The sequence below is a fragment of the Vagococcus hydrophili genome, assembly GCF_011304195.1.
GTDB classification, from domain to species: domain Bacteria; phylum Bacillota; class Bacilli; order Lactobacillales; family Vagococcaceae; genus Vagococcus; species Vagococcus hydrophili.
On the sequence record NZ_CP049887.1, the window covers coordinates 2,130,474 to 2,156,367 of the forward strand.

Below are 25,894 nucleotides of genomic sequence, written 5' to 3' on the forward strand. Positions count from 1 at the left end.
GGTGTTGCGAAACACTAGAATAGTATTTTTTATTTTTTTTAATAAAAGGTGTTACGTAACACCTTTAGGAGGGGAATTATGAAAAGTTTAAAATTAAAGGGTGTTTTAGCGATTGGTTTTAGTCTTTTGTTGTTGTCAGGGTGTTCTTCTAAAGATTCATCTGACAAAGTAACCATTGAAGTGTTTAACAACAAATCAGAAAATCAACAAATAATGAAAACATTTATCGCGGAATATGAGGAAAAAAATCCAAATGTTCACGTTGTTTTCAGCTCACCACCTGATGCAGGAACAGTTCTTAGAACAAGACTAGTTAAAAATGATATTCCTAATATTATTTCATACGGTGGAGATATTACTTATACGGAACTCGCTAATGTTGGGATGTTGGAAGATTTATCAAAAGAGAATTTCGCGGGTAATATTGTACCTGCTTACAAAGAAATGACGATTGACTTACAACAAGAAAAAGATAAATTATATGGTATTCCTTATGCAACGAATGCATCTGGAGTTATCTATAATCAAGAATTATTTGCTAAATACAACGTAGAAATTCCAAAAACTTGGGATGAATTTATAGCAGTGTGTGAGCTATTTGAAAAAGAAGGAATTACTCCGATTGAGGCAACTTATAAAGATGCGTGGACGTTGTCTTCCTTATTCAATCCAATGGCAGGTATTTTAGCCAACGATAAATTAATGACAGATAGAAAAACTGGCAAACAAAAATTAGCTGATGGTTGGGTGGAGCCGATGGAGCAAGTTTCTGAAGTAATGAAGCATACTCAAAAAGATGCTATGGGAACAGGCTATGCAGATGGGGTTCAAGCATTTGCTAAGGGGAAAGCAGCCATGTTAATTAATGGAACTTGGGCTATCCCAGAAGTTCAAAAAGCAAACAAGGACATGAAAGTGAGTCTCTTTGCTTTACCAGCCAGCAATGATGTAGCTAAAAATAAAGTCACAAGTGGGGTTGATGTGATGTTTATGATTGGTAAAGACACAAAAAATCAAAAGGAATCAAAAGATTTTATTAATTTCCTTTTAGAAAAAGAACAAGCACAGCGCTATGTGGATGATCAATTTGCCTTTTCAGCCCAACAAGGGATTAAACAGACAGATCCAGCGTTGACACAAGTTAGTCCGATGATTGAAGCTGGAAAAGTAAATGACTTTATCGATCATTTCTTACCAAACGGTTATGACATGGCAGCTTTATTATCTGAATTCGCTTTAGAACAAAATAAGGCACCAGAGAATACAACTAAGAATATAAATAATACGCTGAAAAAAATGGATAAAGCGTACGATGCAGCAAATATTGAATAGGGGGAGTTTAATGTGAGAAGTGGTCGAAAAATTCATCCGGCGTTTTATCTCATGGTAGTACCAGTTGCGATTTTATTTTTTATTTTTCATACGATTCCTTTTTTACAAGGGATTTTCTATAGTTTCACCAACTGGCGTGGATACGGAGATTGGGAGTTTGTTGGTTTAAAAAATTATTTACACATGTTTCAAGATGCCGATATTTTAAATAGTTACTTATTTACGTTCAAATTTGCTATTATTTCAACGATTTTAGTCAATGTCATTGGCTTGTTTTTAGCGATTGGCTTAAATGCTAAAATTAAATTTCAACGCTTCCTTAAAGCTGTTTACTTTTTGCCTTACATGTTAGGAACGTTGATTATTGGTTTTATTTTTAACTTTATTTTTGCTCATTTAGTGCCTGAGTTTGGCATTGGTGCCGGAATTGAAGCATTAAGTGTCAACATTCTTGGAACTGAGTATGCTTGGTTAGGAATTGTCATAGTGACTGTTTGGCAATCATTGGCATTTACAACTTTAATTTATTTATCAGGATTACAAACAGTAGATCAAGATATTTATGAGGCCGCTGATTTAGATGGGGCAAGTGGGTTTACGTTATTTAGAAAAATTACCTTCCCCTTGTTAGCACCATTCTTTACAATTAATATGGTTCTTTCAGCAAAAGGTTTCTTAATGGCTTTCGATCAAATCGTTGCCATGACCAATGGTGGACCTGGTACATCAACGACATCCATTTCACTTCTCATTTACAAAAAAGGTTTTACAGGTGGACAATTTGCGTATCAATCAGCCAACTCAGTGGTGCTTTTCCTAGTAGTTGTGATTATTTCGATTGTTCAACTTAGAATTTTAGAGAAAAGAGAGGCGAACATGGGATGATGAAAGAGAAAAAGAAAAATATTTTCAAGCGTAGTAATGGCTCAATTAATTGGCCTTTAACGATACTTTTAATGGCTTTAGCAATGTTTACGATCATTGGTCCACTTTACATGACGTTGATGATTGCCGTTAAAGATCCGTCTCAAATGGATTCGATTCTAAGTTGGCCAACTAGTTTTCATTGGAGTAACTTTAGTGACGCTTGGAAATTAACGAACTATCCTGAAAAATTTAAAAATACCTTTATCATTACGGGAATTAACTTAATTTTCACGATTTTTACGAATAGTTTAGCAGCGTATGCGATTACTAGAAAGAGATCTCATTCTAAGTTTTTCAATGCCTTGTACTATTATTTTATTAGTGCCATGTTTATTCCTTTTAACGTCATCATGCTCCCTTTAGTCAAGCAAGCATCAATGTTTAATTTGGATAACTTAGCTGGAATTACCTTTTTATACATTATTTTTGGTTTACCGATGAATACTTTCTTGTATACTGGATTTATTAAGAAGATTCCAGTTGCAATGGATGAAGCAGCTGAAATGGACGGAGCGTCACCTTTACAAGTTTTCTGGTACGTGATTTTCCCAATGCTTAAACCAGTCCATGCGACTGTGGCGATATTAAGTTTTATGTGGACATGGAATGACTTTTTAATGCCACTGATTTTCTTAAGTAAACCAGAGCAACAAACCTTGCAATTATCTCAATACATATTCCAAGGTCAATTTTCAACCCAATATAACTTAGCCTTTGCGTCTTATTTACTAGTTATCTTACCTGTTTTACTCATCTACATTTTCTTCCAAAAATGGATTATTGCAGGGGTAACCGACGGCGCAGTTAAATAAAAACACACTGGAGGATTTTTAAATGACAACAAAACAAAATAAATGGTGGCAATCAGCTGTTCTTTATCAAATTTACCCAAGAAGTTTCCAAGACACAACAGGAACTGGCGTGGGGGATTTACGCGGAATCATTAATCGCTTAGATTATTTAGAAAAATTAGGCATTAACGCGATTTGGTTAAGCCCAGTATACAAATCACCAAATGATGATAATGGCTATGATATTAGTGATTACGAAGACATTATGGATGAATTTGGCACAATGGCGGACATGGACGAGTTAATCGAAGAAGCTAAAAAGCGCGACATTCGTATTATTATGGATTTAGTGGTGAATCATACCTCTGATGAGCATGCTTGGTTTGTGGAAGCTAAAAAAGGGAAAGATAATCCTTTCCGTGATTTTTATGTGTGGCGTGATCCAGTGAACGGAGAAGCTCCAAATGAGATGGAATCAACCTTTAGTGGTAGTGCTTGGGAGTTGGACGAAGCTAGTGGTCAATATTATTTACATTTATTCAGTAAAAAACAACCTGATTTAAACTGGGAAAATGAAACAGTTCGTCAAAAAGTAAATGATATGATGAACTTCTGGTTAGATAAAGGCGTGGGTGGATTCCGTATGGACGTGATTGATTTAATCGGTAAAATTCCAGATGAAAAAATTACTGGTAATGGTCCTAAACTACACGAATACTTAAAAGATATGAATGAAGCGACGTTTGGAAATCATGATGTGATGACAGTTGGAGAAACATGGGGGGCAACACCTGAAATTGCGAAAATGTACTCTAATCCTGAACGTCATGAATTATCGATGGTCTTCCAGTTTGAACATGTTGGTTTAGATCAACAGAGTGGTGAAGGCAAACATAAGTGGGATTTAAAACCTTTAGAGATGAAAGACTTAAAAGAAGTTCTTTCTAAATGGCAAACTTCTTTAGGAGATGAAGGTTGGAACAGTTTATTCTGGAATAATCATGATTTACCACGCGTGATTTCTCGTTGGGGAAATGATAAAGAATACCGTGTTGAAAGTGCCAAATCTTTTGCGATTCTACTTCATATGATGAAAGGAACACCATACATTTATCAAGGTGAAGAAATCGGGATGACCAATTATCCAGTTTCAAGTATTGATGAAGTAGAGGATATTGAAAGTGTCAACATGTATCATGAACGCATTAGTCAAGGTTTCACGAAAGAAGAAATTATTACATCAATCAATGCTAAAGGTCGTGACAATGCAAGAACGCCGATGCAGTGGGATGATTCTGAGAATGCAGGTTTTTCAACGGGAAATCCTTGGTTACATGTGAACCCTAACCATCAAGAAATCAACGTGAAAAATGCACTAGCAGACAAAAATTCAGTCTTCTATACATATCAAAAATTAATTCAATTAAGAAAAGATCATCCATTGGTTGTTTGGGGTGACTATGAATTACAAGAGACAGCTGATAAAGTATTTTCTTACATTAGAAGTTATGAAGGAAAACGTTGGTTAATTGTGGCAAATTTATCAGATGATACACAAGAGTTTTCAAGTGAAGAAAAAATAAAAGAAGTGTTAATCGAAAACATGGCAACACCTGAAAATCTAAATCAAGTAACATTAAAACCTTGGCAAGCATTTTCAGTGGAGATTTAGAGAGTATAAGTATGAAGAGGATGACTGAAAAGTTGTTCTCTTTTTTGATTCTTTCAATTTCTTGGAGCTAAACGCCTTTTTCATCACGCTTTTGTAGTTCGGGTTCAAAAGGCACCTCCTGCGACAACTTTGCAAATACTAATCAATTCGAAAGGCGTGAATTGTTTAGTATTCACTCCAGTTGCTTGGAGCTAAACGCCTTTTTCACCACGCTTTTTAAATTATCTCTAAATTTTTCAAAAGGGAGTCGCTTTTTTGGTTAAGAATGATTAAAATAGATGAGTATATAAAAAGCGCTTTTATAAATCTAGGAGGTTTTTGTAAGTGAGAGAAGTCGTTATTGTATCTGCCAAAAGAACGCCAATTGGGAGTTTTGGAGGTAGTTTTAAAGATATATCAGCTGTGGAATTAGGGACGCAGTTAGTAAAAAAAAGTTTAGCGGAAATCAACTTAGAGGCTAGTTTGATTGATGAAGTTATTATGGGAAATGTATTATCAGCTGGTTTAGGTCAAAATGTAGCGAGACAAGTCGCTGTAAATGCAGGCATTCCGATAGAAGCATCAGCTTTTACAGTTAATAAAGTCTGTGGTTCTGGACTTAAAGCGGTTATTTTAGGAGCTCAATCAATTCAATTAGGCGATAACGAGATTGTGATTGCTGGGGGAACTGAAAGCATGAGTCAATCTCCTTACATCGTGCCAAGTCATCGTTTTGGTCAAAAAATTGGGAATAGCACCATGATTGATACCATGATGAGAGATGGATTAAGCGATGCGTTTGATGAACTTCCTATGGGAAATACAGCAGAAAATATTGTTGAAAAATATCAATTAACGCGAGAAGAACAAGATGAATTTTCAGCTAATAGCCAACAGAAAGCTGAAAATGCCATTAAATCAGGTCGTTTTGTCGATGAAATTATTCCAATCGAAGTGCCAGTTAGACGGGGAGAACCTATTGTTGTTGATACAGATGAATTTCCAAGATTTGGAACAACTACAGAAAAATTGGCTAAGCTAAGACCATCCTTTAAAAAAGAGGGTAGTGTGACAGCAGGTAATGCTTCAGGTATTAACGACGGGGCAGCCCTAGTTATTATGATGTCAGCTGAAAAAGCAGCGGAATTAGGCCTTGAAGTTTTAGGGAAAGTGACCTCTTATGCGACAAGTGGTGTCGACCCAACAATTATGGGGACAGGTCCAATTACAGCGACGCAAAAAGCCTTGAAGAAAGCAGGCAAAGAAGTGACTGATTTAGATTTAGTCGAAGGCAACGAAGCTTTTGCCGCCCAATCTTTAAGTGTCATGAGAGAGTTAAAGTTAAATCCTGAGATCACAAATGTTAATGGTGGTGCAATTGCATTAGGTCACCCAATTGGTGCGAGTGGCACGCGAATTTTAGTGACGTTACTCCATGAAATGAAGAAAAGAGAAGCAAAAACTGGGTTAGCCACTTTATGTATTGGTGGGGGACAAGGGATTTCAATGGTTGTTTCTCGTTAATTAATAAGAAAAAAAGGTATTCATTTGACTTATGTTATTTAACAGCGTACAGTCGAGGTAACAAAAGAATATTGTCTTACGTTAGGTGAGGCTCCTATATAGAAATACGCTACTGCCCTGCAAATATCCAGAGATGTCTGAGAGGGTCAACAGGAACTGTCGATGAAGGCTTTTCTTAATGTAGCTGATGAATGTCTACGCTATATAGTGCTAAAACTCCACGAAGAGAAGCCGGATATAAATAGAAGTTTTTTTAGGCACTCTCCACGGATGGAGGGTGCTTTTTATCTTGCCTAAAAAAGACTAGATTCAAGAAGGGGTGGGGTTATGAAAAAAGATATGACAAACACAAACAAGGATTTGGAATTAAAAAAATTAGCAACCTTGTCAGACCGTGAACTCATGATGGAATTTAGAACGTCTCCAAGTGGTTTAAGTCATGAGGATGGATTGAATCGGTTAGAGGAATATGGGGAAAATAAAATAGATATTCAAAAACCGGATAGTTGGTACTTACTTTTAGTAAAATCTTTTATGGATCCTTTTATCTATGTTTTATTCGGGTTACTCATCGTCTCCTTATTAACTAAAGATTATGAAGCTGTTGTGGTGATGTCTTTAATGATTTTAGTTAGTGCTCTCATTCGATTTACTCAAGATTTTAAAGCTCAAAAAGAATCTCTTGCCTTACAAGATTTGGTCAAACACACATGTGCGGTTAAGCGGGAAGGTGAAATTACAGAGCGCCCCATGGAAGAAGTGGTACCAGGGGATATTGTTTATTTATCAGCAGGTGACATGATCCCAGCAGATAGCTTATTGATTTGGACAAAAGATTTATTTGTGAATCAATCTTCATTAACTGGGGAATCCATGCCCGTTGAAAAATACGAATCTGCTAAAAATGAAAACCAAGTTCCGGATGATGTGTCAGCCATTGACTTGTCTAACTTAATTTTTATGGGGACAGATGTTTTAAGTGGCCAAGGTGAGGCAATTATTTTAAAGACAGGTCAACAAACCTTCTTTGGTGATATTGCCAAACATGCCAGTACTAAGCGAGAATTAACTAATTTTGACCGTGATTTAAATCATATTAGTAAGCTATTACTTCGTATGGTTCTTGTCTTGTTTCCCGTTGTTTTGCTGATTAATGGCTTACTTAAGGGAGACTGGACTCAGGCTTTCTTCTTTGCTATTGCGGTGGCAGTTGGGTTAACACCAGAGATGCTGCCAATGATTGTGACAAGTAACTTAGCTAAAGGGTCTCAAAGTTTAGCTAAGAAAAAAGTGATTGTTAAAGAATTAAATGCCATTCAAAACTTAGGGTCGATGAATATTTTATGTACAGATAAAACAGGGACTATAACAGAAGACCGCGTTGTATTAGTAGAACACGTTAGTCCATTAGGGATAGATGACGACCCTAAAGTGTTAGATATGGCCTTCTTAAATTCCAATTACCAAACAGGCTGGAAGAACTTAATGGATCACGCCATTATTAACTATTATGAAACCCATCCAGATAAAAAAAGCCAAGAGACAATTGAAAAAATTGATGAAATTCCTTTTGATTTTTCAAGACGACGCTTAACTGTTGCCATTAAACAAGGTGAGCACCAACTGATGATAACAAAAGGTGCTGTTGAGGAGATGGCAGAAGTTTGTTCTCACGTAGAAATTGAAGGAGAAATTGTTCCTTTAACAGATGAGCTACTTAAAGAAATGAATCAAGTGAACGTTAAGATGAATGAACAAGGCATGCGTGTTATAACAGTTGCTTATAAGCGAGATGTTCATAATGAAGCGATTTATAGTTTAGCCGATGAAAGTGATATGATTTTAGTTGGTTTCGTAGGCTTCTTAGATCCAGCCAAACAATCAGCTATTACAGCAATTTCTTCACTTCAACAACATGGTGTCACTGTTAAAGTCTTAACTGGAGATAATGAAGTCGTTTCAAGAAAAGTTTGCATGGATGTAGGCATTGAAATTGAACATGCTTATATAGGAAGCGACATCGATAAAATGTCAGAGGATGAATTCAGTCAAGCAGTCAAAGAAACGCATTTGTTTGCCAAATTAAATCCGATGCAAAAGGCGAGAATCATTAAGGAATTACAAACCCAAGGAAACACTGTTGGATTTATGGGAGACGGGATTAACGATGCTCCAGCCTTAAGAACGGCCGATGTAGGAATATCAGTTGATACTGCTGCAGATATCACCAAAGAAGCCAGTTCCATTATTTTATTAGAAAAAAGTTTAACAGTATTAGAAGACGGGGTTGAAGAAGGACGGAAAGTCTTTAAGAACATGATGAAATATATCATGATCACGATTAGTTCAAACTTTGGGAATGTTTTTTCAGTTCTCGTTGCTAGTGCTTTTCTACCTTTCTTACCGATGTTATCACTCCAACTTCTCGTTCAAAACTTGATTTATGACATTTCCCAATTAGCAATGCCTTGGGATAATGTGGATGACAGTCAAATTATGGAACCTGTGACTTTTGATGTTAAGAATTTATTCAAGTTCACCATGTTTATTGGACCAATTAGTAGCATCTTTGATATCGCAACATTTGGTGTGATGTGGTTCATTATTGGTGCAAACACAGTCGCTGATCAAAGCGTTTTCCAAACAGGGTGGTTTTTAGTTGGTTTAATCAGTCAAACATTAGTTGTTCACATGGTCAGAACTGAAAAAATTCCCTTCCTTCAAAGTCGAGCAAGCACGGCTATGTTGTTTACCAGCGCTTTAGCTGTTTTGACAGGTATCATTGTTGTGTTAGCCGAGCCATTAAGAGATGCCTTTGATTTTGCTAAATTACCTTCTGTGTATTGGGGTTGGTTAATTTTAATTGTGATACTCTACATGGGATTGATTCAGTTTGTAAAAACAAAATACATAAAAAAATACAAAGAATGGATTTAAAAACAAAGTTATTTTTTTCACTATCTGTTAAAATATACTCAGTTTTGTTCGTTTTTTGATAGGAAACAGAGGGTTCTTTTCTAAACGAATCCTCTGTTTTTGTTTTATCTCACCTTTTTTGTAACAGGTTTGTTTAATAAAAAAACAATGAGAAACGTGTTCTACTACAGTCTTATACTGCTTTCAGAAAATTGATATATAACAGTTTGTACTTTTAATTAAAACAGAATGATACAGAAAGAAGTAGTGATTTTGTAAAAAAACATACAAAGTTATGCAAGAAAGTGAAAACGATCACTATCTCGTGATCCGTTGATATAAAAGGTTTTAAAACATTTAGTTTCAGAGTTTATTACTTGCATTCGGTATTTTGTCGTGGTAACTTATAGATGTCGAAACGAAAGATATTGATACAGATTTTCTTTCTGTTTGTGAACAAAATGAAATTGTAATAAGAGAGGATTGTGCAACAGTATGGCTAAGAAAAAAGTAAACCCACTTGATTTTGCAGCATTTCTGGAAGGTATGAATGAAAACTTCCCAACTGTACAAGTATTAGATGTAAACGGGAAGGTAGTAAATGAAGATTTAGTACCTGATTTATCAGATGATGAGTTAGTAGAATTAATGAGTAGAATGGTATGGTCTCGTGTACTTGATCAACGTTCAACTGCATTAAATCGTCAAGGACGTTTAGGATTCTTCGCTCCAACAGCTGGACAAGAAGCAAGTCAATTAGCAAGTCACTTCGCTATGACTAAAGAAGATGTTTTATTACCAGGTTACCGTGATGTTCCTCAATTAATTCAACATGGTTTACCATTAAAAGAAGCTTTCCTTTGGTCAAAAGGACACGCTGCAGGTAACGAATACCCAGCAGATTTAAAAGCTCTTCCACCACAAATTATTATTGGTGCTCAATATGTTCAAGCAGCTGGTGTTGCTTTAGGACTTAAAAAACGTAACAAACCAAACGTAGCATTTACATATACAGGAGACGGCGGTTCTTCACAAGGTGACTTCTATGAAGGAATCAATTTTGCAGGAGCTATGAAAGCTAATGCCGTATTCTTTATCCAAAACAACGGCTATGCAATCTCTACACCACGTGAATTACAAACAGCAGCGACTACATTAGCTCAAAAAGGTATCGCAGCTGGTATTCCAAGTATTCAAGTTGATGGAATGGATGCATTAGCAGTTTATAAAGTAACAAAAGCAGCTCGTGATTGGGCAATTGCTGGAAATGGTCCAGTTTTAATCGAAACATTAACTTACCGTTATGGTCCACATACATTATCAGGTGACGATCCAACAAGATACCGTTCACAAGAAGTAGAAGATGAGTGGGCAGGTAAAGATCCATTAAACCGTTTCCGTATCTACTTAACTGAAAAAGGTTTATGGTCAGAAGAAAAAGAAGAAGCAGTTATTGAAGCAACTAAAGAAGAAGTTAAAGAAGCTATCAAAGCAACAGATTCTACACCAAAACAAAAAGTATCAGATTTCTTGAAAAACATGTTTGAAGTTTCACCACAAAGTATTCAAGAACAAATTGATATCTACGAAGCAAAGGAGTCGAAATAAATCATGGCACAAAAAACAATGATCCAAGCAATTACAGATGCTCTAGCTTTAGAACTTGAAGCAAACAAAGATGTATTAGTATTCGGTGAAGACGTAGGTAACAACGGTGGGGTTTTCCGTGCCACTGAAGGCTTACAAGCAAAATTTGGTGAAGATCGTGTATTCGATGCACCTTTAGCAGAATCAGCTATCGGCGGTTTAGCTTTTGGTTTAGCATTAGAAGATTTCCGCCCAGTTGCAGAAATCCAATTCTTTGGTTTCGTATTTGAAGTAATGGATGAAATCGTTGCTCAAATGGCACGTACTCGTTACCGCATGAGTGGTACTAGAACAATGCCAGTTACAATCCGCGCGCCATTTGGTGGTGGTGTACATACACCTGAATTACATGCTGATAACTTAGAAGGTTTAATCGCTCAATCTCCTGGTATCCGTGTTGTTATTCCAAGTAACCCATATGATGCTAAAGGATTATTAATTTCAGCTATTCGTGACAACGACCCTGTTGTTTTCTTAGAGCACATGAAATTATACCGTTCATTCCGTGAGGAAGTGCCAGATGAAGCTTACACTGTTCCTTTAGATAAAGCAGCAGTTGCTAAAGAAGGTTCTGATATCTCTATCATTACTTACGGCGCTATGGTTCGTGAATCTCTTAAAGTAGCTGAAAAATTAGAAGCTGAAGGCATCTCTGTAGAAGTTATTGATTTACGTACAGTTGCTCCTTTAGACACTGCAACAATTATTGCATCTGTTGAAAAAACAGGACGCGTTGTCGTTGTACAAGAAGCTCAAAAACAAGCGGGTGTTGGTGCACAAGTTGTTTCAGAAATCTCAGAAAGAGCTGTTCTTTCATTAGAAGCTCCAGTTGGTCGCGTTTCAGCTCCAGATACAATTTTCCCATTCGGTATGGCAGAAAATGCTTGGTTACCAAATGCATCTGATATCGAAGCGAAAGTTAAGGAAATCCACGCATTTTAATTAAGTGCTTGAAACAAGATAGAAGGAGAGAAAACTAAAATGGCTTTTAAATTTAAATTACCAGATATTGGTGAAGGTATTGCAGAAGGCGAAATCGTAAAATGGTTCGTTAAAGAAGGCGATACTATCAACGAAGACGATACAATGTTAGAAGTACAAAACGATAAATCAGTAGAAGAAATTCCTTCTCCTGTAACAGGTAAAGTTCTTAAAGTAGTAGTAGCTGAAGGAACAGTAGCAAACGTAGGTGACGTATTAGTAGAAATCGACGCTCCAGGGCATGAAGATGATACTGAAGAAGCGGCTCCAGCCGTTGAAGCAGCACCAGTAGCTACTCCAGCACAAGCTCCAGCTGGCGGTGTTTTCCAATTCAAATTACCAGATATTGGTGAAGGTATTGCAGAAGGCGAAATCGTAAAATGGTTCGTTAAAGCAGGAGACACAATCAACGAAGACGATACAATGTTAGAAGTACAAAACGACAAATCAGTAGAAGAAATTCCTTCTCCTGTAACAGGTACTGTTGTAAGTATCGTAGTTGCAGAAGGAACAGTAGCAAACGTAGGTGACGTATTAGTAGAAATCGATGCACCTGGACACAACGATGCAGCTCCAGTAGCAGCAGCTACAACAGCAGCACCAGTTGCAACTCCAGCAGCAGCACCAGCATCAACGACTCCAACTGGCGCACCAAGCAAACGCGTTTTAGCTATGCCTTCAGTACGTCAACATGCTCGTGAAAAAGGTGTAGATATTACTTTAGTAACTCCAACTGGTAAAGGTGGACGTGTTATTAAATCTGATATCGATAACTTTGGTGGCGCACCAGTCGCAGCAGCTGTTGAAACAACAACAGAAGCAGCAACTACAGCTACAACGGCAGCACCAGTTGCTAAAGCAGCAGCACCAGTAGCATTCGTTGGAACGCCAGAAGCTGAAGTTCGCGAAAAAATGACACCAACTCGTAAAGCTATTGCTAAAGCGATGGTTAACAGCAAACACACTGCACCTCACGTAACATTACATGATGATGTAGAAGTTTCTGCACTTTGGGATCACCGTAAGAAATTTAAAGATGTTGCGGCATCAAGAAATACTAAATTAACATTCTTACCATACGTTGTTAAAGCTTTAACAGCCACTATGAAAGAATTCCCAATCATGAACGCATCAATTGATGATACAACTGATGAGTTAGTTTACAAAAACTACTACAACATCGGTATCGCAACAGATACAGATCATGGTTTATATGTACCAAACGTTAAAGATGCAAACACTAAGAGCATGTTTGATATCGCTGATGAAATCAACGCAAAAGCATCGCTTGCAATCGAAGGTAAATTAACTGCAGCTGACATGCGTGGTGGTACTGTAACAATCAGTAACATCGGATCTGTTGGTGGTGGTTGGTTCACACCAGTAATTAACTACCCTGAAGTAGCTATCTTAGGTGTTGGTACTATTACACAACAACCAGTTGTTAATTCAGATGGTGAATTAGCTGTTGGCCGTATGATGAAATTATCATTAAGTTTTGATCACCGTATTGTCGATGGAGCAACTGCTCAAAAAGCTATGAATAACATTAAACGTTTATTAGCTAATCCAGAATTATTATTAATGGAAGGATAAGGTGAATCGAACATGGTAGTAGGAGATTTCGCAGTAGAATTAGATACAGTCGTTATTGGAGCTGGACCTGGAGGATACGTTGCAGCCATTCGTGCCGCACAAATGGGTCAAAAGGTTGCTATCATTGAACGTGAATACATAGGCGGTGTTTGTTTAAACGTCGGCTGTATTCCTTCAAAAGCCCTAATTAACGCTGGACATAGATTCCACGAAGCTAAACATGGTGATATTTTCGGGATTACTTCTGAAAACGTGACTTTAGATTTTTCTAAAACACAAGAATGGAAAGACAACGGTGTTGTTAACAAGTTAACTTCTGGTATCAGAATGTTACTTAAAAAGAACAAAGTTGAAATCATCGAAGGAGAAGCATTCTTCGTAGATGAAAATACATTACGTGTAATGACTGAAGAAAGTGCTCAAACTTATTCATTCAACAATGCTATTGTAGCAACTGGTTCTCGTCCAATTGAAATCAAAGGTTTCAAATTTGGTAAAAGAATTATCGATTCAACTGGTGGTTTAAACTTAACTGAAGTACCTAAAAAACTTGTCATCGTTGGTGGTGGAGTGATTGGTGCTGAATTAGGTGGAGCATACGCTAACTTAGGTTCTGAAGTAACTATTTTAGAAGGTTCTCCTCAAATTTTACCAACTTTTGAAAAAGATATGGTTAAATTAGTCGAAAAAGACTTTAAAGAAAAAGGCATCACAACTGTTACTAAAGCAATGGCTAAAGAAGCAATTGACAATGGTGACAGCGTGACTGTTAAATACGAAGCTAACGGTAAAGAAGAAGCTATCGAAGCTGATTACGTTATGGTAACTGTTGGTCGTCGTCCAAACACTGATGACTTAGGGTTAGAAATCTTAGGAATTGACATGACTGATCGTGGATTAGTTAAAGTTGATAACCAAGGACGTACTAACGTGAAAAGCGTATGGGCAATTGGAGACATCGTTCCTGGTGCTGCATTAGCTCATAAAGCAAGTTACGAAGCTAAAATAGCTGCTGAAGCAATCTCTGGTAAAGCAGTTGCTGTTGATTACATTGGTATGCCAGCAGTAGCCTTCACTGATCCAGAACTTGCAACAGTTGGTTATACTGAAAAAGAAGCTAAAGAAGCTGGTTTAGATGTTAAATCATCTAAATTCTCATTAGCAGGTAATGGCCGTGCTATCTCATTAAACAAAATGGATGGATTCGTTCGTTTGGTTACAACTAAAGAAGACAATGTTTTAGTTGGAGCACAAGTTGCTGGTGTGAGTGCAAGTGATATTATCGCTGAATTAGGTTTAGCTGTTGAATCAGGCATGAATGCTGAAGATATCGCATTAACAATCCATTCTCATCCTTCATTATCTGAAGTAACAATGGATGCTGCTGAATTAGCATTGGGCTTACCAATCCACATGTAAGAATTGATTAGAAACAAAATGTCCGGACGTAACTTATTTATATAAGTTTTAAAATAGAGGCTAGAATAGAACTTTTAGGAGTTCCATTCTAGCCTCATTTTTTTACTTTCCCTTTTTGCTAGCCATTCTTTTTTTAGAATGCCAAAAATTAAACTATCAGTCCATTCATTTTTATTCCAGTAGTCTTCAATATGATGGGCTTCTTTTCTCATGGATAAATTCTCACAAAGGCGAGCAGATTTGAAATTTCTAGCATCAACATCTGCGTAAATTCGGTGGGTATTTTGTTGTGAAAAGAGATAATCAAATGTGGCTGTTAAAGCTTCCAAGGCAAACCCTTGATGTGCGTAGTCAGAATTAAAAATATAACCAATTTCAATCGTGTCTTTCATATCGCAAGAAATAATCGATATTTCTCCGATAGCTTTTCGGTTGTAAATCACAGAAAGCAGTGTGGAGGTTCGTTTGAGAAAACTTTTATTTTCTAGTTTAGGTTTAAAGTTATCTTGCATGTTAGATTCAGTCCAAGGTTCATTAAGTAGATAGAGACAATTCTCTACTTCGGAATAGAATTCAAAATAATCAACCATATCTTTTTCGAGGATAGGGCGCAAAAGTAGTCGTTCAGTTATAAGATTCATTATTAGTACTCCTTCTATAGTAAATTTGTTGATTAAAGTGTAACATAAGTGGAGAGTATATTTCAGGTATCATTATAGTTAAATGAAGAAGAAATTTTAGGAGGATGTTTATGTTAGTAGGTCTATTAATTGCCACATTAAAATTCGGTATCGGCTTTTTATTGGCAATCATTATTGGGATTGTCTCAGGTAAAAATAAAAAGAAAGTCATTCGAAATTCAGTGAGATTAAGCGTTGTTTATCTTATATTGAGTTTTGTTTATGTTTATTTCGCACTACCAGCGCAATCATTAAGTAGTTTGATTTTTAATAATATTATCTCTTTCTTAATTGGGATGATTTTTGTTCTCTTTATGACTGGGACAACAGCAAACGTCTCTAGTTCTAAAGGCAAAAGAGGGACACAAGTTTCTTTTAACTCACCCAAGATAGTAAGAAATAGTATGCTCGCAGCTAATTTATTGGCACTGGCTTACTTTGTTTTCGTTCCAGTTGCTCGCATTCTAAGTACGGATGAAATTTACGAGACTATTTCAGTAAAAAAAGTAACTGAAACAGAGGAATTAAAATCAACCAAAGAAACACCAATTGCTATGTCCACAAAAAGTGCTCGCAATAAGATGCAAAAAATGATGAGTAGTGTCCCTAACTACAGTGCTTACGAATTAGGGACAACGACTGCACAAATGATCGACGGGGAATACGTTTATGTCTCGGCATTAGAATATCGTAGTGTTTGGAAATGGAACAGGTTCAAGAGTGTACCAGGTTACTTTAAAATTAGTGCCACAAACATTAATGCACAACCAGAGTTTGTTGAAAAAGAAATGAAGTATGTGCCAAGTGGTTATTTATGGCAAGATGCTGAGCGTAAAATCTACTCAAAATCATCTAACTTAGCTAGAACAGGTGTGGTGAATTTAGAGATAGGTGAAGACGGAACTCCTTACTATGTTCAAACGTTGTATAAAGAGTATGGTATCAGTGGGAAAAAACGTTATGACAAGTTCCAAACAGCTGTCCTTAATACAATCACAGGAGAAACAAACATTTATGATTTAAAAGATGTTCCAAAAGAAATTGACGCACCGATTACAAGTTCAGTGGCAAGTAGTATGAATAGTTACTATGGTAAATATGGTAAAGGTTGGTGGAATAGTTTATTTGCTAAAGATGATGTGAAGCAGCCAACGTCTAATGGTATTTACTCGTCAGGTGCAGTCACTCCTTTAATGTCAAAAAATGGTGAATTACTTTATTTTACCGATTTTACCAGTGATGATGAAAAACAAGATAGCGCTCTAGGTTACAGTTTAATTAACGCTAGAACAGGTACAATGGAGTTTTACCGTGATAAAAAAGGGATGATGGACAGCGATGGAGCGATTCAAATTGCTGAAAAAATTTACCCTGAAAAGAAATGGGAAGCGAAGATGCCAATCCTTTATAATATTGAAGGCATGCCAACTTGGATTGTTTCCTTACTTGATACAAATGGTATTTTTAAAGGTTACGTCTATATATCAGCCACAGATAGCGATATTTTAGTGGATGGGGATGACGCTGAGAAAACCCTTCAAGCCTTTAAAGTAAAACTAAGCTTAAAGGGTAGCAACAATAAAAATACTAGTAAATCAGATGCTAAATCTGTTTCTGGAAAAGTCAAACGAGTGAATAAAATCGTGATTGATGGAACAGAAACTGTGTCATTTATGTTGGAGAATGACCCACAAGTTTATACTATTAGCACATCAAATAATGTTTATAGTATGTTCTTAAAAGAAGGAGATCAAGTTTCTTTTGAAGCAAGTATTAGTAGTGATAACCCAATGACGACGATTGATGATATTAAAATTGAAGAAGTGACACCGGTTAAATAGTAAAAAAACTTTTTTAATTAAAAAAAATATTGAATAAAAAATTTAATAATGGTATATTATTAGTAAGCGAGTCAGCCACGCCTCTTAACAATGCGAAACAGGGCTGGCCTATTTTTTTATCTTAAAAAGGAGTTTACTATGAGCAAAAAAACTATGTTAATAAGTGATGTATCTAAACCATACCAAGATATAGAAGTATATCCAGACAAAAATTTATTCATAGATGGCTATAAGTTTCCTATTCCAATCAAGCAAAAATCTAAAAAAATAGAAATTAAAGAAGCTAAAGAAATAAAAATACCAAAAAAAATACCAGAAATGATTGTTCAGTTTAAAGATCATGGAATTACTTTTACTTCATCAGAGGAAGTTCTGGCTGGAGAAATTTTAAGAACAATCAATTATTATCGACTATCAGTGTTTATGTTGTATTTAAAAGAGGATAAGAGTTTTTCAAATTTGTTAAAATTATATGAATTTGATAGTTTTTTGAGAATGTCTATAAACAGATTAATTCCTTCAATAGAAGTCCTTTTAAAAACCAATTTAGCTTATTTTTTATCGACTAATCGAGAGATACTAACAAATGATAGAATATTACCAAGTGGCTTAATTTATTTAGATAAAACTATTTATAAAGAGAGACATTTGAACAATAAAGATGTTGATAGATGGTATTCAAAAGTTGCAGAGGAGCTTTTTAAAAAGCAAGAGAAGGATGTTATGATAAAACATCATGTTGAATATTATAGTGGACATATTCCGATATGGGTTATGGTGGAACATTTGACGATTGGTGAGTTAAGTTCTTTTATCACCTACTTAGATCGACCGATTAGAAAAAAATGGATGGATCAATTGAGTGAAGAGATACCTCAGAGATTAATAATTGAGTGGGTTAAGACTATTCAAATTCTCAGAAATACTGGAGCTCATTGTTCAAGATTTTACTCTAAGTATTTCAATTTTAATCCAACGATGTTAAAAATGGATGAAGAGTTGATATTTAAAAATATTGAATATGACAAAGAACAATTATCTTTGATAAAATCAAAATTTTCGCATTCAGTTTTTGCAGGTTTACTTGTAATGAAAAATTTTTATATGTTACTAGGTATTACTGAAAGAGAAAATTGGAATGTATTTGTTGAAAAACTAGAAAATAAGATAACTGATACACCAGAAGTAAATATATCAAATATGAGTTTTCCAAAGCATTGGAAAGAAATATTGATATTTGAGATATAAATAAAAAACAATCGTTTTGTATAGTTTATAATTGACATCTAAAACCAAACATTGTAAAGTATTTGTTGGGCACCCTTTTAATAGGGTAAGAAGTTAACGAAAATATCCGCTCCCTTATTCTGATTGAATAGGGGAGCTTTTTCTTATTTCTAAGGCTTTACCAAAAGAGAAGAAAGAAGGAAGACAAATGACAAAATATATTTTCGTAACAGGTGGCGTTGTGTCATCAATCGGTAAGGGAATCGTCGCAGCATCACTAGGGAGACTACTAAAAAATCGTGGACTTAAGGTAACGATTCAAAAGTTTGATCCATACATCAACATTGATCCAGGAACTATGAGTCCGTATCAACATGGGGAAGTGTTTGTAACAGATGATGGGGCAGAGACAGACTTAGACTTAGGTCATTACGAACGATTTATTGATATCAATTTAAATCAATATTCTAACGTAACGACAGGTAAAATTTATTCAGAAGTTCTTCAAAAAGAACGTAAAGGGGAATACTTAGGAGCAACAGTTCAAGTTATTCCACATATTACCAATGAAATTAAAGATAAAATTATGCGTGCCGCAAGCACCACTGATTCTGACATTATCATTACAGAAGTTGGGGGAACTGTTGGGGATATTGAATCATTACCATTTTTAGAAGCACTGCGCCAAATTAAAACAGATGTGGGTTCTGAAAATGTGATGTACATCCATACAACGCTGATTCCTTATTTAAAAGCAGCAGGGGAAATGAAAACAAAACCAACTCAACATAGTGTCAAAGAATTAAGAAGTTTAGGCATCCAACCAAACATCTTGGTGATTAGAACAGAAGAAGAAGTTTCAGAAGGCACGAAAGAAAAATTAGCCCAGTTCTGTGATGTTCCAAAAGAAGCGGTGATTGAGTCACGAGACGTGGATACGTTGTACTCAATTCCTTTAAATCTACAAGCACAAAACATGGATCAAATTGTCTGTGACCATTTAAAAATTGAGGCACCAGCTGCTGATATGACAGAGTGGAAACAATTAGAACAACGTGTCTTGAATTTAGAAAAAACAGTAAAAATCGCTTTAGTTGGTAAATACGTTGAATTACCAGATGCTTACCTTTCTGTTGTTGAAGCTTTAAAACATGCTGGATTTGAATCAAATTCAGATATTGATATTAACTGGGTTCAAGCAGAAGATATCACAGAAGAAAACGTGTCAGAATACTTATCTGATGCAGATGGTATTTTAGTTCCAGGTGGTTTTGGTGATCGCGGCTTAGAAGGAAAAATCGAGGTTATTCGTTTTGCCCGTGAAAACGATGTGCCGTTCTTAGGTATTTGTCTAGGTATGCAAATGGCTTGCGTAGAGTTTGCTAGAAACGTTGTCGGACTTAAAGGAGCAGCTTCAGGAGAAACAACACCTAATGCAGAGCATAAAATTATTGACTTAATGAAAGACCAAGAAAACATTGAAAACTTAGGTGGTACTTTACGTTTAGGTTTATATCCATGTGAGATTAAAGCAGGAACAAAAACGGCAGAAGCTTATAACAATCAAGCAGAAGTAGCAGAAAGACACCGTCACCGTTATGAGTTTAACAATGATTACCGTGAAATGTTTGAAGAAAAAGGCTTAACATTCTCAGGTGTTTCTCCAGATAATCGTTTAGTTGAAATCGTCGAATTATCAGATAAAAAATTCTTCGTAGCAGCTCAGTTCCATCCAGAGTTAATCTCTCGTCCGACGAAACCACAAGCGCTGTTTAATGGGTTTGTTAAGGCTAGTTTGAAGTAAAAAAAAAAGAGAAGAGGCTGACCCAAATGTCAGCCTCTTTCTTATTTATACGAATAATCTATAATAGTCAGGGGATAAAAAGTCTGCTCCCACGGCAACTTCACGAAAAGCGATCAATCAAAAAGAGCGATTGTTCGCTTTTCCCTCCAGTTGCTCGGAGCAAAACGACTTTTGACCCACCCTGTTCTTTTTTATCATATAAATAGGTCTTTAAAACAATCAATACCATCTTAAAGATGTGTTTTATGAACTAATAATGTATAATTGTAAATGATTGAGAGTGGAGAGTAGGTTGGTTTTGATGGAAGTGGTAGAAAATTTATACAAAGAGCTAAAAAAAGAAAAAAGTGATTATGTCTTGATTGGGGAAGAGGCTGAAATTATCAAAGGATTGACTAAATATTGTCAAACTGATAAAGATCGTCTGTTTTGGTTTTTAGGAGGACCTCTTTTGTGGATTTTTGAAGGTAGAGCCAATAAAAGACGATATGAAGAAAATAACGTATCAAAAACGGAACGCAAAATAGTTTATATATTATCACGCTATGAAGTCACATTTAAGAATGATTATTGTGTATTAGTGAGAAAAAATATTAATATTAATTAGGAGAAGAGGTGTCATAATGGATGCAGAGTTTATGTTTTTTGGTATACCTACTATCATTTTCTTCACTATATTGATTATTGGTATATTAATTTCAGTTCCTAAAACAAATAAAAAAATGAATCATGAATATATCATTACAGATTCATATCTTTTAGAACAAGGGACAGCTATTTACTTTAAAAGCTTTCGACATCTGAAAGTTTATATTGGTAAGTATAAAAATTACAAAGCAATTAATTTGTATTTAATGCCTGATGGAAGAACTTTGGAAACAGTTGCTAATGGATTAATAGATAAAGAATTAACCTCATTAGATAAAGATGTTTTTGTTTTAAAAATAGAAGACTTTGAAGAAAATACAAAGTTAATTAGTTATGATATTAATAAACTTTCTAATTCCTACCAAAACTATTTAAAGTCACTTCAAGTTGGAGATAAGGTTAGCTTAAAAGAAATAACAGATAACTTAACAGATTCGTACTCAGGTTATTCAACTATTTTAATAAAATAGCTGAATAGCTTTTTTTAATTCTCCTAATAATGAGAAAACATTGAGTAATCACTAATAAAATCGCTTACATTTATGAAAATTTGGCAAGAATTTTTTATTAGGTAGAAAGCGTTTCAAAAAATAGTTATAATGGTAGTATAAAATACTTGGAGGTTTTTGTTTATGAGCTATATGAGTCCAACGTTAGAAAATTTTTTAGATGAAGGGTTAGGAAATTTAAAATCTAAAGGTCTTTATTCAACTATTGACGTCTTAGATGGGGCTAATGGACCAATGATTACAATCGACGGTCAAGAGAAAATTAATTTAGCATCTAACAACTATTTAGGATTTGCCACACATCCTGAAATGATTAAAGCGGCGAATGAAGCAACAGAAACTTACGGTGTGGGAGCTGGAGCTGTTAGAACAATTAATGGTACTCTAGCGATTCACCGTGAACTTGAAGAACGCATTGCTAAATTCAAGGGAACAGAAGCAGCGATTGCTTTCCAATCAGGATTTAACTGTAACATGGGAGCTATCTCGGCTGTTATGAACAAAGATGATGCTATTCTTTCTGACAGTTTAAATCATGCGTCAATCATTGATGGGTGTCGTTTGTCTCGCGCGAAAATTATTCGTGTCAATCACTCAGACATGAAAGATTTAGAAGAAAAAGCCAAAGAAGCAGTGGAAAGTGGTCTATATAAAAAAGTGATGTATATTACAGATGGTGTCTTTTCAATGGATGGCGACGTGGCTAAAATGCCTGAAATCATGGCAATTGCTGAAAAATACAACTTAATCGTGTATGTGGATGACGCTCACGGTTCAGGCGTTCTTGGAAAAGGTGCTGGAACAGTGAAAGAATTTGGTTTGTCTGATAAAGTAGATTTCCAAATGGGAACATTATCTAAAGCAATTGGTGTTGTGGGTGGTTATGTGGCAGGTTCTGAGAAATTAATCAGTTGGTTAAAATCTCAAGCAAGACCTTTCCTTTTCTCAACTTCATTAACACCAGGAGCTTCGGCTGCAGTAATTAAAGCCATTGATTTAATGGAAAGTGATTCAAGCTATGTTGATAATTTATGGGAAAATGCGAATTACTTCAAAGAAAAATTGAAAGGCATTGGCTATGACATTGGTCATTCAGAAACACCAATCACACCAGTTATCTTAGGTGATGAAAAATTAGCTCAAGAATTTGCGAAGAATTTAATTGCAAATGGTGTTTATGTGAAACCAATCGTCTTCCCAACTGTACCACTTGGAACAGGACGTGTTAGAAATATGCCAACGGCGGCCCATACAAAAGAGATGCTGGACAAGGCTGTAGCAGTTTATGAAAAAGTCGGAAAAGAAATGAAAATCATTTAGTGAGGGTGACTATTTATGAAACGTATTATGATTACAGGATGTTTAGGACAAATTGGCTCTGAGTTAGTAGATCGTTTAAGAAGAGAAAAAGGCGTGGACAACGTTTTAGCAACCGATATTAGAAAACCAGAAGATCATCGCATTGTTAAAGGCGGAAAATTTGAAGTCTTAGATGTGTTAGATGAAGAACGTATGTATGAATTAGCGAAAGAGTTTGAAGCTGACACCATGATTCATTTGGCCTCACTTTTATCATCTGTGGCAGAAGATAAACCTCAAATTGCTTGGCACATCAACATGTCAGGTTTAATGAATGCTTTAGAAGTAGCTAGAAAATTAGATTTACAATTCTTTACACCAAGTTCAATTGGTGCCTTTGGTCCAGAAACACCAAAAGTTAGTACGCCTCAAGATACATTACAACGTCCTAAAACGATGTATGGTATCACAAAAGTTGCGGGTGAATTGTTATGTGATTACTACCATGATAAATTTGGTGTGGATACTCGTGGGGTTCGTTTCCCTGGTCTGATTTCTTACGATACTTTACCAGGTGGAGGAACAACGGATTACGCAGTAGAAATTTATTATGAAGCTCTAAAAGCAGGTAAATATGTGTGTCCATTAGGTGAAGATACAGCGATGGATATGATGTATATGCCTGATGCGATTAATGCGATTATTAAATTAATGGAAATTCCAGAAGACCGCTTAGTTCACCGTAATGCCTTTAATATCTCTGCTATGTCATTTACACCAAAAGATATTTTAGCAAGCATTCAACAAGAGATGCCAGAATTCACCATGACTTATGAGGTGAATCCAAAACTTCAAGGAATTGCAGATTCATGGCCAGATTCACTAGATTGCGATGCAGCAGCTAAAGAATGGGACTTTAAACCAGAATATGGTTTAGAAGAGATGACAAAAGATATGTTAGTAAAATTAAAAGCTAAATTGTTTGTAGAAGCATAGAGTGGTGAAAAGGGCGTTTAGCTCCAAGTAACTGGAGAAAACCAGAAACAATCCACGCCTTTCGGATTGCTTCTGGTTTTTGAAGTTACCGTGGGAGCTGCCCTTTGAACCCGGACTAAATCAGAGTGGTGAAAAGAGCACTTAGCTCCGAGTAACTGGAGAAAATAAAAAAATAACTGAGGGAAAATTTAATTTCCCTCAGCTTTTTTTATTTAAATATCCTTAGTAATCTCTTCTAACCAAGCATTTTCTTCTTTCGTTAAATGTGGTCCTACTAAGCTACGAACTAGAGCGTGGTAGTCATTCAACCAAGTTTTTTCTTCTTCTAACAACATATCGATGTTCATTGCTTCCACATCAAATGGTACGTAAGACATTGTTTCAAACTTCATGAATTGTCCGTACTCATTTTTCTCAGCTTCCACTACAAGTAATTCATTTTCAAGACGAACACCGTGTGAGCCTTGAATATAAACACCAGGTTCGTTCGTCACAACCATCCCAGCTTCAAATTGGTGTGATTCACCTGGACGATATTGCCAACGTAAGCCGATTGGTCCTTCATGAATATTTAATAGATAACCAACACCGTGACCAGTTCCGTGGTTGTAGTTCAAGCCTTCACGCCAGAATGGTTGACGGGCTAGAACGTCTAAGTTTGTTCCGTTAATGCCGTGTAAGAATTTAGCCATATCCATTTGAATGTTACTTCTTAAGGTAATCGTATAGTGTTTTTTAAGTTCATCAGAAACTTCACCAAGAGCAAAAGTTCTCGTGATATCTGTTGAGCCTTCATAGAAGCCAGCACCAGTGTCGCTTAAAAGGAAGGTTCCTTTAGTTAATTCCACGTCAGTCGCTTCAGTTGCTTCATAATGGACAATTGCACCATGCTCACCAAAGGCTGTAATTGGGGCAAAACTTTGGCGAATATAACCTTCTTGTTCTTTTCTTAAATCTTCTAATTTTTTAGTGGCGCTTAATTCGGTGATTTTCATGTTGCCAACATTATGTTTCAACCAGTACATGTATTTAGTGTGAGCCACACCATCTTTGATTTGAGCTTGTTTCATGTTTTTGATTTCAGTTTCGTTTTTAACAGCTTTAAATAAAACGGTTGGGTTAGTTGCTTCGGTAATACTCACGCTATCAGCTACATTTTTAATTAAGGCATAGTTCATGCGAACAGGGTCAGCTAACAATGAAATCGACGCGTCAAAGCCTTTAACAAATTCATAAACATCATTATAAGGATGGACAGTAACATTGTTTTTAGCAAATTCAACTTTAATGGTATCATCTAATTTTGTTTCATCGATAAATAATTCAACTTTGTCCATTGTTACAACAGCATAACTTAAAACCATTGGGAAGAAATCAATATCATCCCCGCGGATATTTAGTAACCAACAAATGTCATCTAAAGAAGTTAAAACGTGAGTGTTTGAGTTATTAATGCTCATTTTTTCACGTAAACGACTTAATTTAGCAGCTGTTTCTTCACCAGAGTATTTTGTTTCTAAAAAGAAAGCTGGTTTTGTTGAAAGAGAAGGGCGATCAGTCCATAATTCATCAATTAAATCTTGATCGTATTTAATGAATCCTTCATGAGATTTGGCGATTTCCTCATAAGAAAGACCGTCTCCCATAGAAACAGTTCGACCATCAAAACCAATCGTTTGCCCTGTTTTTAAAACTTGGTTTAAAAATTTTGGAATGGTTGGCACATCTGGCTCACCCATTTTAAATAAATCAACACCAGAACCTTTTAATTGTTCAGCAGCAGCGATAAAGTAGCGACCGTCTGTCCATAGACCAGCTTCTTTAAGTCCGATGATAGCTGTTCCTGCTGAACCGCCAAAACCAGTAATCCATTTTCTCACTTTGAAATGTTCACCAACGTATTCACTTTGATGATAGTCAGCCGTAGGAACCACATAATAATCAATGTTTTGTGCTTCCATTAGTTGTCTAAGCTTTGCAATTCTTTCAGATACTTCCATGCTTGTAACACTCCTTTACTTTTTTTAATGCTACCTCTATTCTATCACTAATTAATAATAATGGATTTATTTTTAGTCATTTTCTCATTTTAAACAGTAATTTTTA

General features: G+C 35.8%; 19 protein-coding genes and 1 riboswitch. Of the genes, 17 read left to right on the plus strand and 2 right to left on the minus strand.

What is annotated here, in order from left to right:
• Window positions 1-78: 78 nt before the first annotated feature.
• The 10 genes from G7082_RS10480 (at window position 79) to lpdA (ending at window position 14,784) form a co-directional block, all read left to right on the plus strand.
• A complete protein-coding gene (locus G7082_RS10480) occupies window positions 79-1,332 on the plus strand; it encodes an ABC transporter substrate-binding protein (protein ID WP_166035033.1) in 1,254 nt (417 codons plus the stop codon).
• A 51-nt stretch (window positions 1,333-1,383) separates the two neighbouring features.
• Complete coding sequence (locus G7082_RS10485; RefSeq protein WP_166036071.1) at window positions 1,384-2,217, plus strand: carbohydrate ABC transporter permease; 834 nt, start codon at window positions 1,384-1,386, stop codon at window positions 2,215-2,217.
• 71 nt (window positions 2,218-2,288) lie between these two features.
• The gene (locus G7082_RS10490; protein WP_420825034.1) at window positions 2,289-3,071 is read left to right on the plus strand and encodes a carbohydrate ABC transporter permease; all 783 of its coding nucleotides are present in this window, start codon (window positions 2,289-2,291) and stop codon (window positions 3,069-3,071) included.
• A 22-nt stretch (window positions 3,072-3,093) separates the two neighbouring features.
• On the plus strand, window positions 3,094-4,722 hold the full coding sequence (locus G7082_RS10495) for a glycoside hydrolase family 13 protein (protein ID WP_166035034.1): 1,629 nt from the start codon (window positions 3,094-3,096) through the stop codon (window positions 4,720-4,722).
• Between the two features lie 324 nt (window positions 4,723-5,046).
• On the plus strand, window positions 5,047-6,225 hold the full coding sequence (locus tag G7082_RS10500; protein WP_166035035.1) for an acetyl-CoA C-acetyltransferase: 1,179 nt from the start codon (window positions 5,047-5,049) through the stop codon (window positions 6,223-6,225).
• 70 nt (window positions 6,226-6,295) lie between these two features.
• Window positions 6,296-6,461, plus strand: a riboswitch (M-box (ykoK) riboswitch).
• A gap of 91 nt (window positions 6,462-6,552) precedes the next feature.
• On the plus strand, window positions 6,553-9,162 hold the full coding sequence (gene mgtA / locus G7082_RS10505; RefSeq protein ID WP_202983101.1) for a magnesium-translocating P-type ATPase: 2,610 nt from the start codon (window positions 6,553-6,555) through the stop codon (window positions 9,160-9,162).
• Window positions 9,163-9,636: 474 nt separating this feature from the next.
• Complete coding sequence (gene pdhA / locus G7082_RS10510; RefSeq protein WP_166035036.1) at window positions 9,637-10,749, plus strand: pyruvate dehydrogenase (acetyl-transferring) E1 component subunit alpha; 1,113 nt, start codon at window positions 9,637-9,639, stop codon at window positions 10,747-10,749.
• A gap of 3 nt (window positions 10,750-10,752) precedes the next feature.
• Complete coding sequence (locus G7082_RS10515; RefSeq protein ID WP_166035037.1) at window positions 10,753-11,730, plus strand: alpha-ketoacid dehydrogenase subunit beta; 978 nt, start codon at window positions 10,753-10,755, stop codon at window positions 11,728-11,730.
• 39 nt (window positions 11,731-11,769) lie between these two features.
• Window positions 11,770-13,365, plus strand: coding sequence for a dihydrolipoyllysine-residue acetyltransferase (locus tag G7082_RS10520; protein ID WP_166035038.1), 1,596 nt, complete (start codon window positions 11,770-11,772; stop codon window positions 13,363-13,365).
• A gap of 12 nt (window positions 13,366-13,377) precedes the next feature.
• Window positions 13,378-14,784 carry a dihydrolipoyl dehydrogenase gene (gene lpdA / locus G7082_RS10525; RefSeq protein ID WP_166035039.1) on the plus strand — a complete coding sequence of 469 codons (1,407 nt, stop codon included), beginning with the start codon at window positions 13,378-13,380 and terminating at the stop codon, window positions 14,782-14,784.
• Window positions 14,785-14,858: 74 nt separating this feature from the next.
• On the opposite strand, the gene G7082_RS10530 is transcribed toward lpdA, so the two are convergent.
• A complete protein-coding gene (locus G7082_RS10530; protein WP_166035040.1) occupies window positions 14,859-15,425 on the minus strand; it encodes a GNAT family N-acetyltransferase in 567 nt (188 codons plus the stop codon).
• A gap of 110 nt (window positions 15,426-15,535) precedes the next feature.
• Here G7082_RS10530 and G7082_RS10535 point away from each other — a divergent pair, with 110 nt between their 5' ends.
• From G7082_RS10535 to G7082_RS10565, 7 genes are all read left to right on the plus strand, one after another.
• The gene (locus G7082_RS10535) at window positions 15,536-17,305 is read left to right on the plus strand and encodes an MFS transporter (protein WP_166035041.1); all 1,770 of its coding nucleotides are present in this window, start codon (window positions 15,536-15,538) and stop codon (window positions 17,303-17,305) included.
• A 138-nt stretch (window positions 17,306-17,443) separates the two neighbouring features.
• Entirely contained in the window at window positions 17,444-18,553 is a 1,110-nt protein-coding gene (locus G7082_RS10540; protein ID WP_166035042.1) for an Abi family protein, read from the plus strand.
• Window positions 18,554-18,740: 187 nt separating this feature from the next.
• Window positions 18,741-20,336: a CTP synthase gene (locus G7082_RS10545; RefSeq protein ID WP_166035043.1), complete on the plus strand. Its 1,596-nt coding sequence runs from the start codon at window positions 18,741-18,743 to the stop codon at window positions 20,334-20,336.
• Between the two features lie 301 nt (window positions 20,337-20,637).
• Window positions 20,638-20,943: a hypothetical protein gene (locus tag G7082_RS10550; RefSeq protein WP_166035044.1), complete on the plus strand. Its 306-nt coding sequence runs from the start codon at window positions 20,638-20,640 to the stop codon at window positions 20,941-20,943.
• 16 nt (window positions 20,944-20,959) lie between these two features.
• Window positions 20,960-21,454, plus strand: coding sequence for a hypothetical protein (locus G7082_RS10555; RefSeq protein WP_166035045.1), 495 nt, complete (start codon window positions 20,960-20,962; stop codon window positions 21,452-21,454).
• Window positions 21,455-21,625: 171 nt separating this feature from the next.
• Window positions 21,626-22,813 (plus strand): glycine C-acetyltransferase, encoded by a 1,188-nt coding sequence (locus G7082_RS10560; protein ID WP_202983157.1) that lies wholly within the window; start codon window positions 21,626-21,628, stop codon window positions 22,811-22,813.
• A gap of 15 nt (window positions 22,814-22,828) precedes the next feature.
• On the plus strand, window positions 22,829-23,788 hold the full coding sequence (locus tag G7082_RS10565; protein WP_166035047.1) for an L-threonine 3-dehydrogenase: 960 nt from the start codon (window positions 22,829-22,831) through the stop codon (window positions 23,786-23,788).
• Window positions 23,789-24,000: 212 nt separating this feature from the next.
• On the opposite strand, the gene G7082_RS10570 is transcribed toward G7082_RS10565, so the two are convergent.
• The gene (locus G7082_RS10570) at window positions 24,001-25,788 is read right to left on the minus strand and encodes an aminopeptidase P family protein (RefSeq protein WP_166035048.1); all 1,788 of its coding nucleotides are present in this window, start codon (window positions 25,786-25,788) and stop codon (window positions 24,001-24,003) included.
• Between the last annotated feature and the right edge of the window lie 106 nt (window positions 25,789-25,894).

What these genes read in the sequence shown, in the direction of transcription:
- lpdA (WP_166035039.1), top strand. Translation starts at nt 13,378, where the DNA reads ATGGTAGTAGGAGATTTCGCAGTAGAATTAGATACAGTCGTTATTGGA.
- G7082_RS10565 (WP_166035047.1), top strand. Translation starts at nt 22,829, where the DNA reads ATGAAACGTATTATGATTACAGGATGTTTAGGACAAATTGGCTCTGAG.
- G7082_RS10555 (WP_166035045.1), top strand. Translation starts at nt 20,960, where the DNA reads ATGGATGCAGAGTTTATGTTTTTTGGTATACCTACTATCATTTTCTTC.
- G7082_RS10515 (WP_166035037.1), top strand. Translation starts at nt 10,753, where the DNA reads ATGGCACAAAAAACAATGATCCAAGCAATTACAGATGCTCTAGCTTTA.
- G7082_RS10490 (WP_420825034.1), top strand. Translation starts at nt 2,289, where the DNA reads ATGGCTTTAGCAATGTTTACGATCATTGGTCCACTTTACATGACGTTG.
- G7082_RS10570 (WP_166035048.1), bottom strand. Translation starts at nt 25,788, where the DNA reads ATGGAAGTATCTGAAAGAATTGCAAAGCTTAGACAACTAATGGAAGCA.
- G7082_RS10495 (WP_166035034.1), top strand. Translation starts at nt 3,094, where the DNA reads ATGACAACAAAACAAAATAAATGGTGGCAATCAGCTGTTCTTTATCAA.
- pdhA (WP_166035036.1), top strand. Translation starts at nt 9,637, where the DNA reads ATGGCTAAGAAAAAAGTAAACCCACTTGATTTTGCAGCATTTCTGGAA.
- G7082_RS10480 (WP_166035033.1), top strand. Translation starts at nt 79, where the DNA reads ATGAAAAGTTTAAAATTAAAGGGTGTTTTAGCGATTGGTTTTAGTCTT.
- G7082_RS10545 (WP_166035043.1), top strand. Translation starts at nt 18,741, where the DNA reads ATGACAAAATATATTTTCGTAACAGGTGGCGTTGTGTCATCAATCGGT.
- G7082_RS10540 (WP_166035042.1), top strand. Translation starts at nt 17,444, where the DNA reads ATGAGCAAAAAAACTATGTTAATAAGTGATGTATCTAAACCATACCAA.
- G7082_RS10535 (WP_166035041.1), top strand. Translation starts at nt 15,536, where the DNA reads ATGTTAGTAGGTCTATTAATTGCCACATTAAAATTCGGTATCGGCTTT.
- G7082_RS10550 (WP_166035044.1), top strand. Translation starts at nt 20,638, where the DNA reads ATGGAAGTGGTAGAAAATTTATACAAAGAGCTAAAAAAAGAAAAAAGT.
- mgtA (WP_202983101.1), top strand. Translation starts at nt 6,553, where the DNA reads ATGAAAAAAGATATGACAAACACAAACAAGGATTTGGAATTAAAAAAA.
- G7082_RS10520 (WP_166035038.1), top strand. Translation starts at nt 11,770, where the DNA reads ATGGCTTTTAAATTTAAATTACCAGATATTGGTGAAGGTATTGCAGAA.
- G7082_RS10530 (WP_166035040.1), bottom strand. Translation starts at nt 15,425, where the DNA reads ATGAATCTTATAACTGAACGACTACTTTTGCGCCCTATCCTCGAAAAA.
- G7082_RS10560 (WP_202983157.1), top strand. Translation starts at nt 21,626, where the DNA reads ATGAGTCCAACGTTAGAAAATTTTTTAGATGAAGGGTTAGGAAATTTA.
- G7082_RS10485 (WP_166036071.1), top strand. Translation starts at nt 1,384, where the DNA reads ATGGTAGTACCAGTTGCGATTTTATTTTTTATTTTTCATACGATTCCT.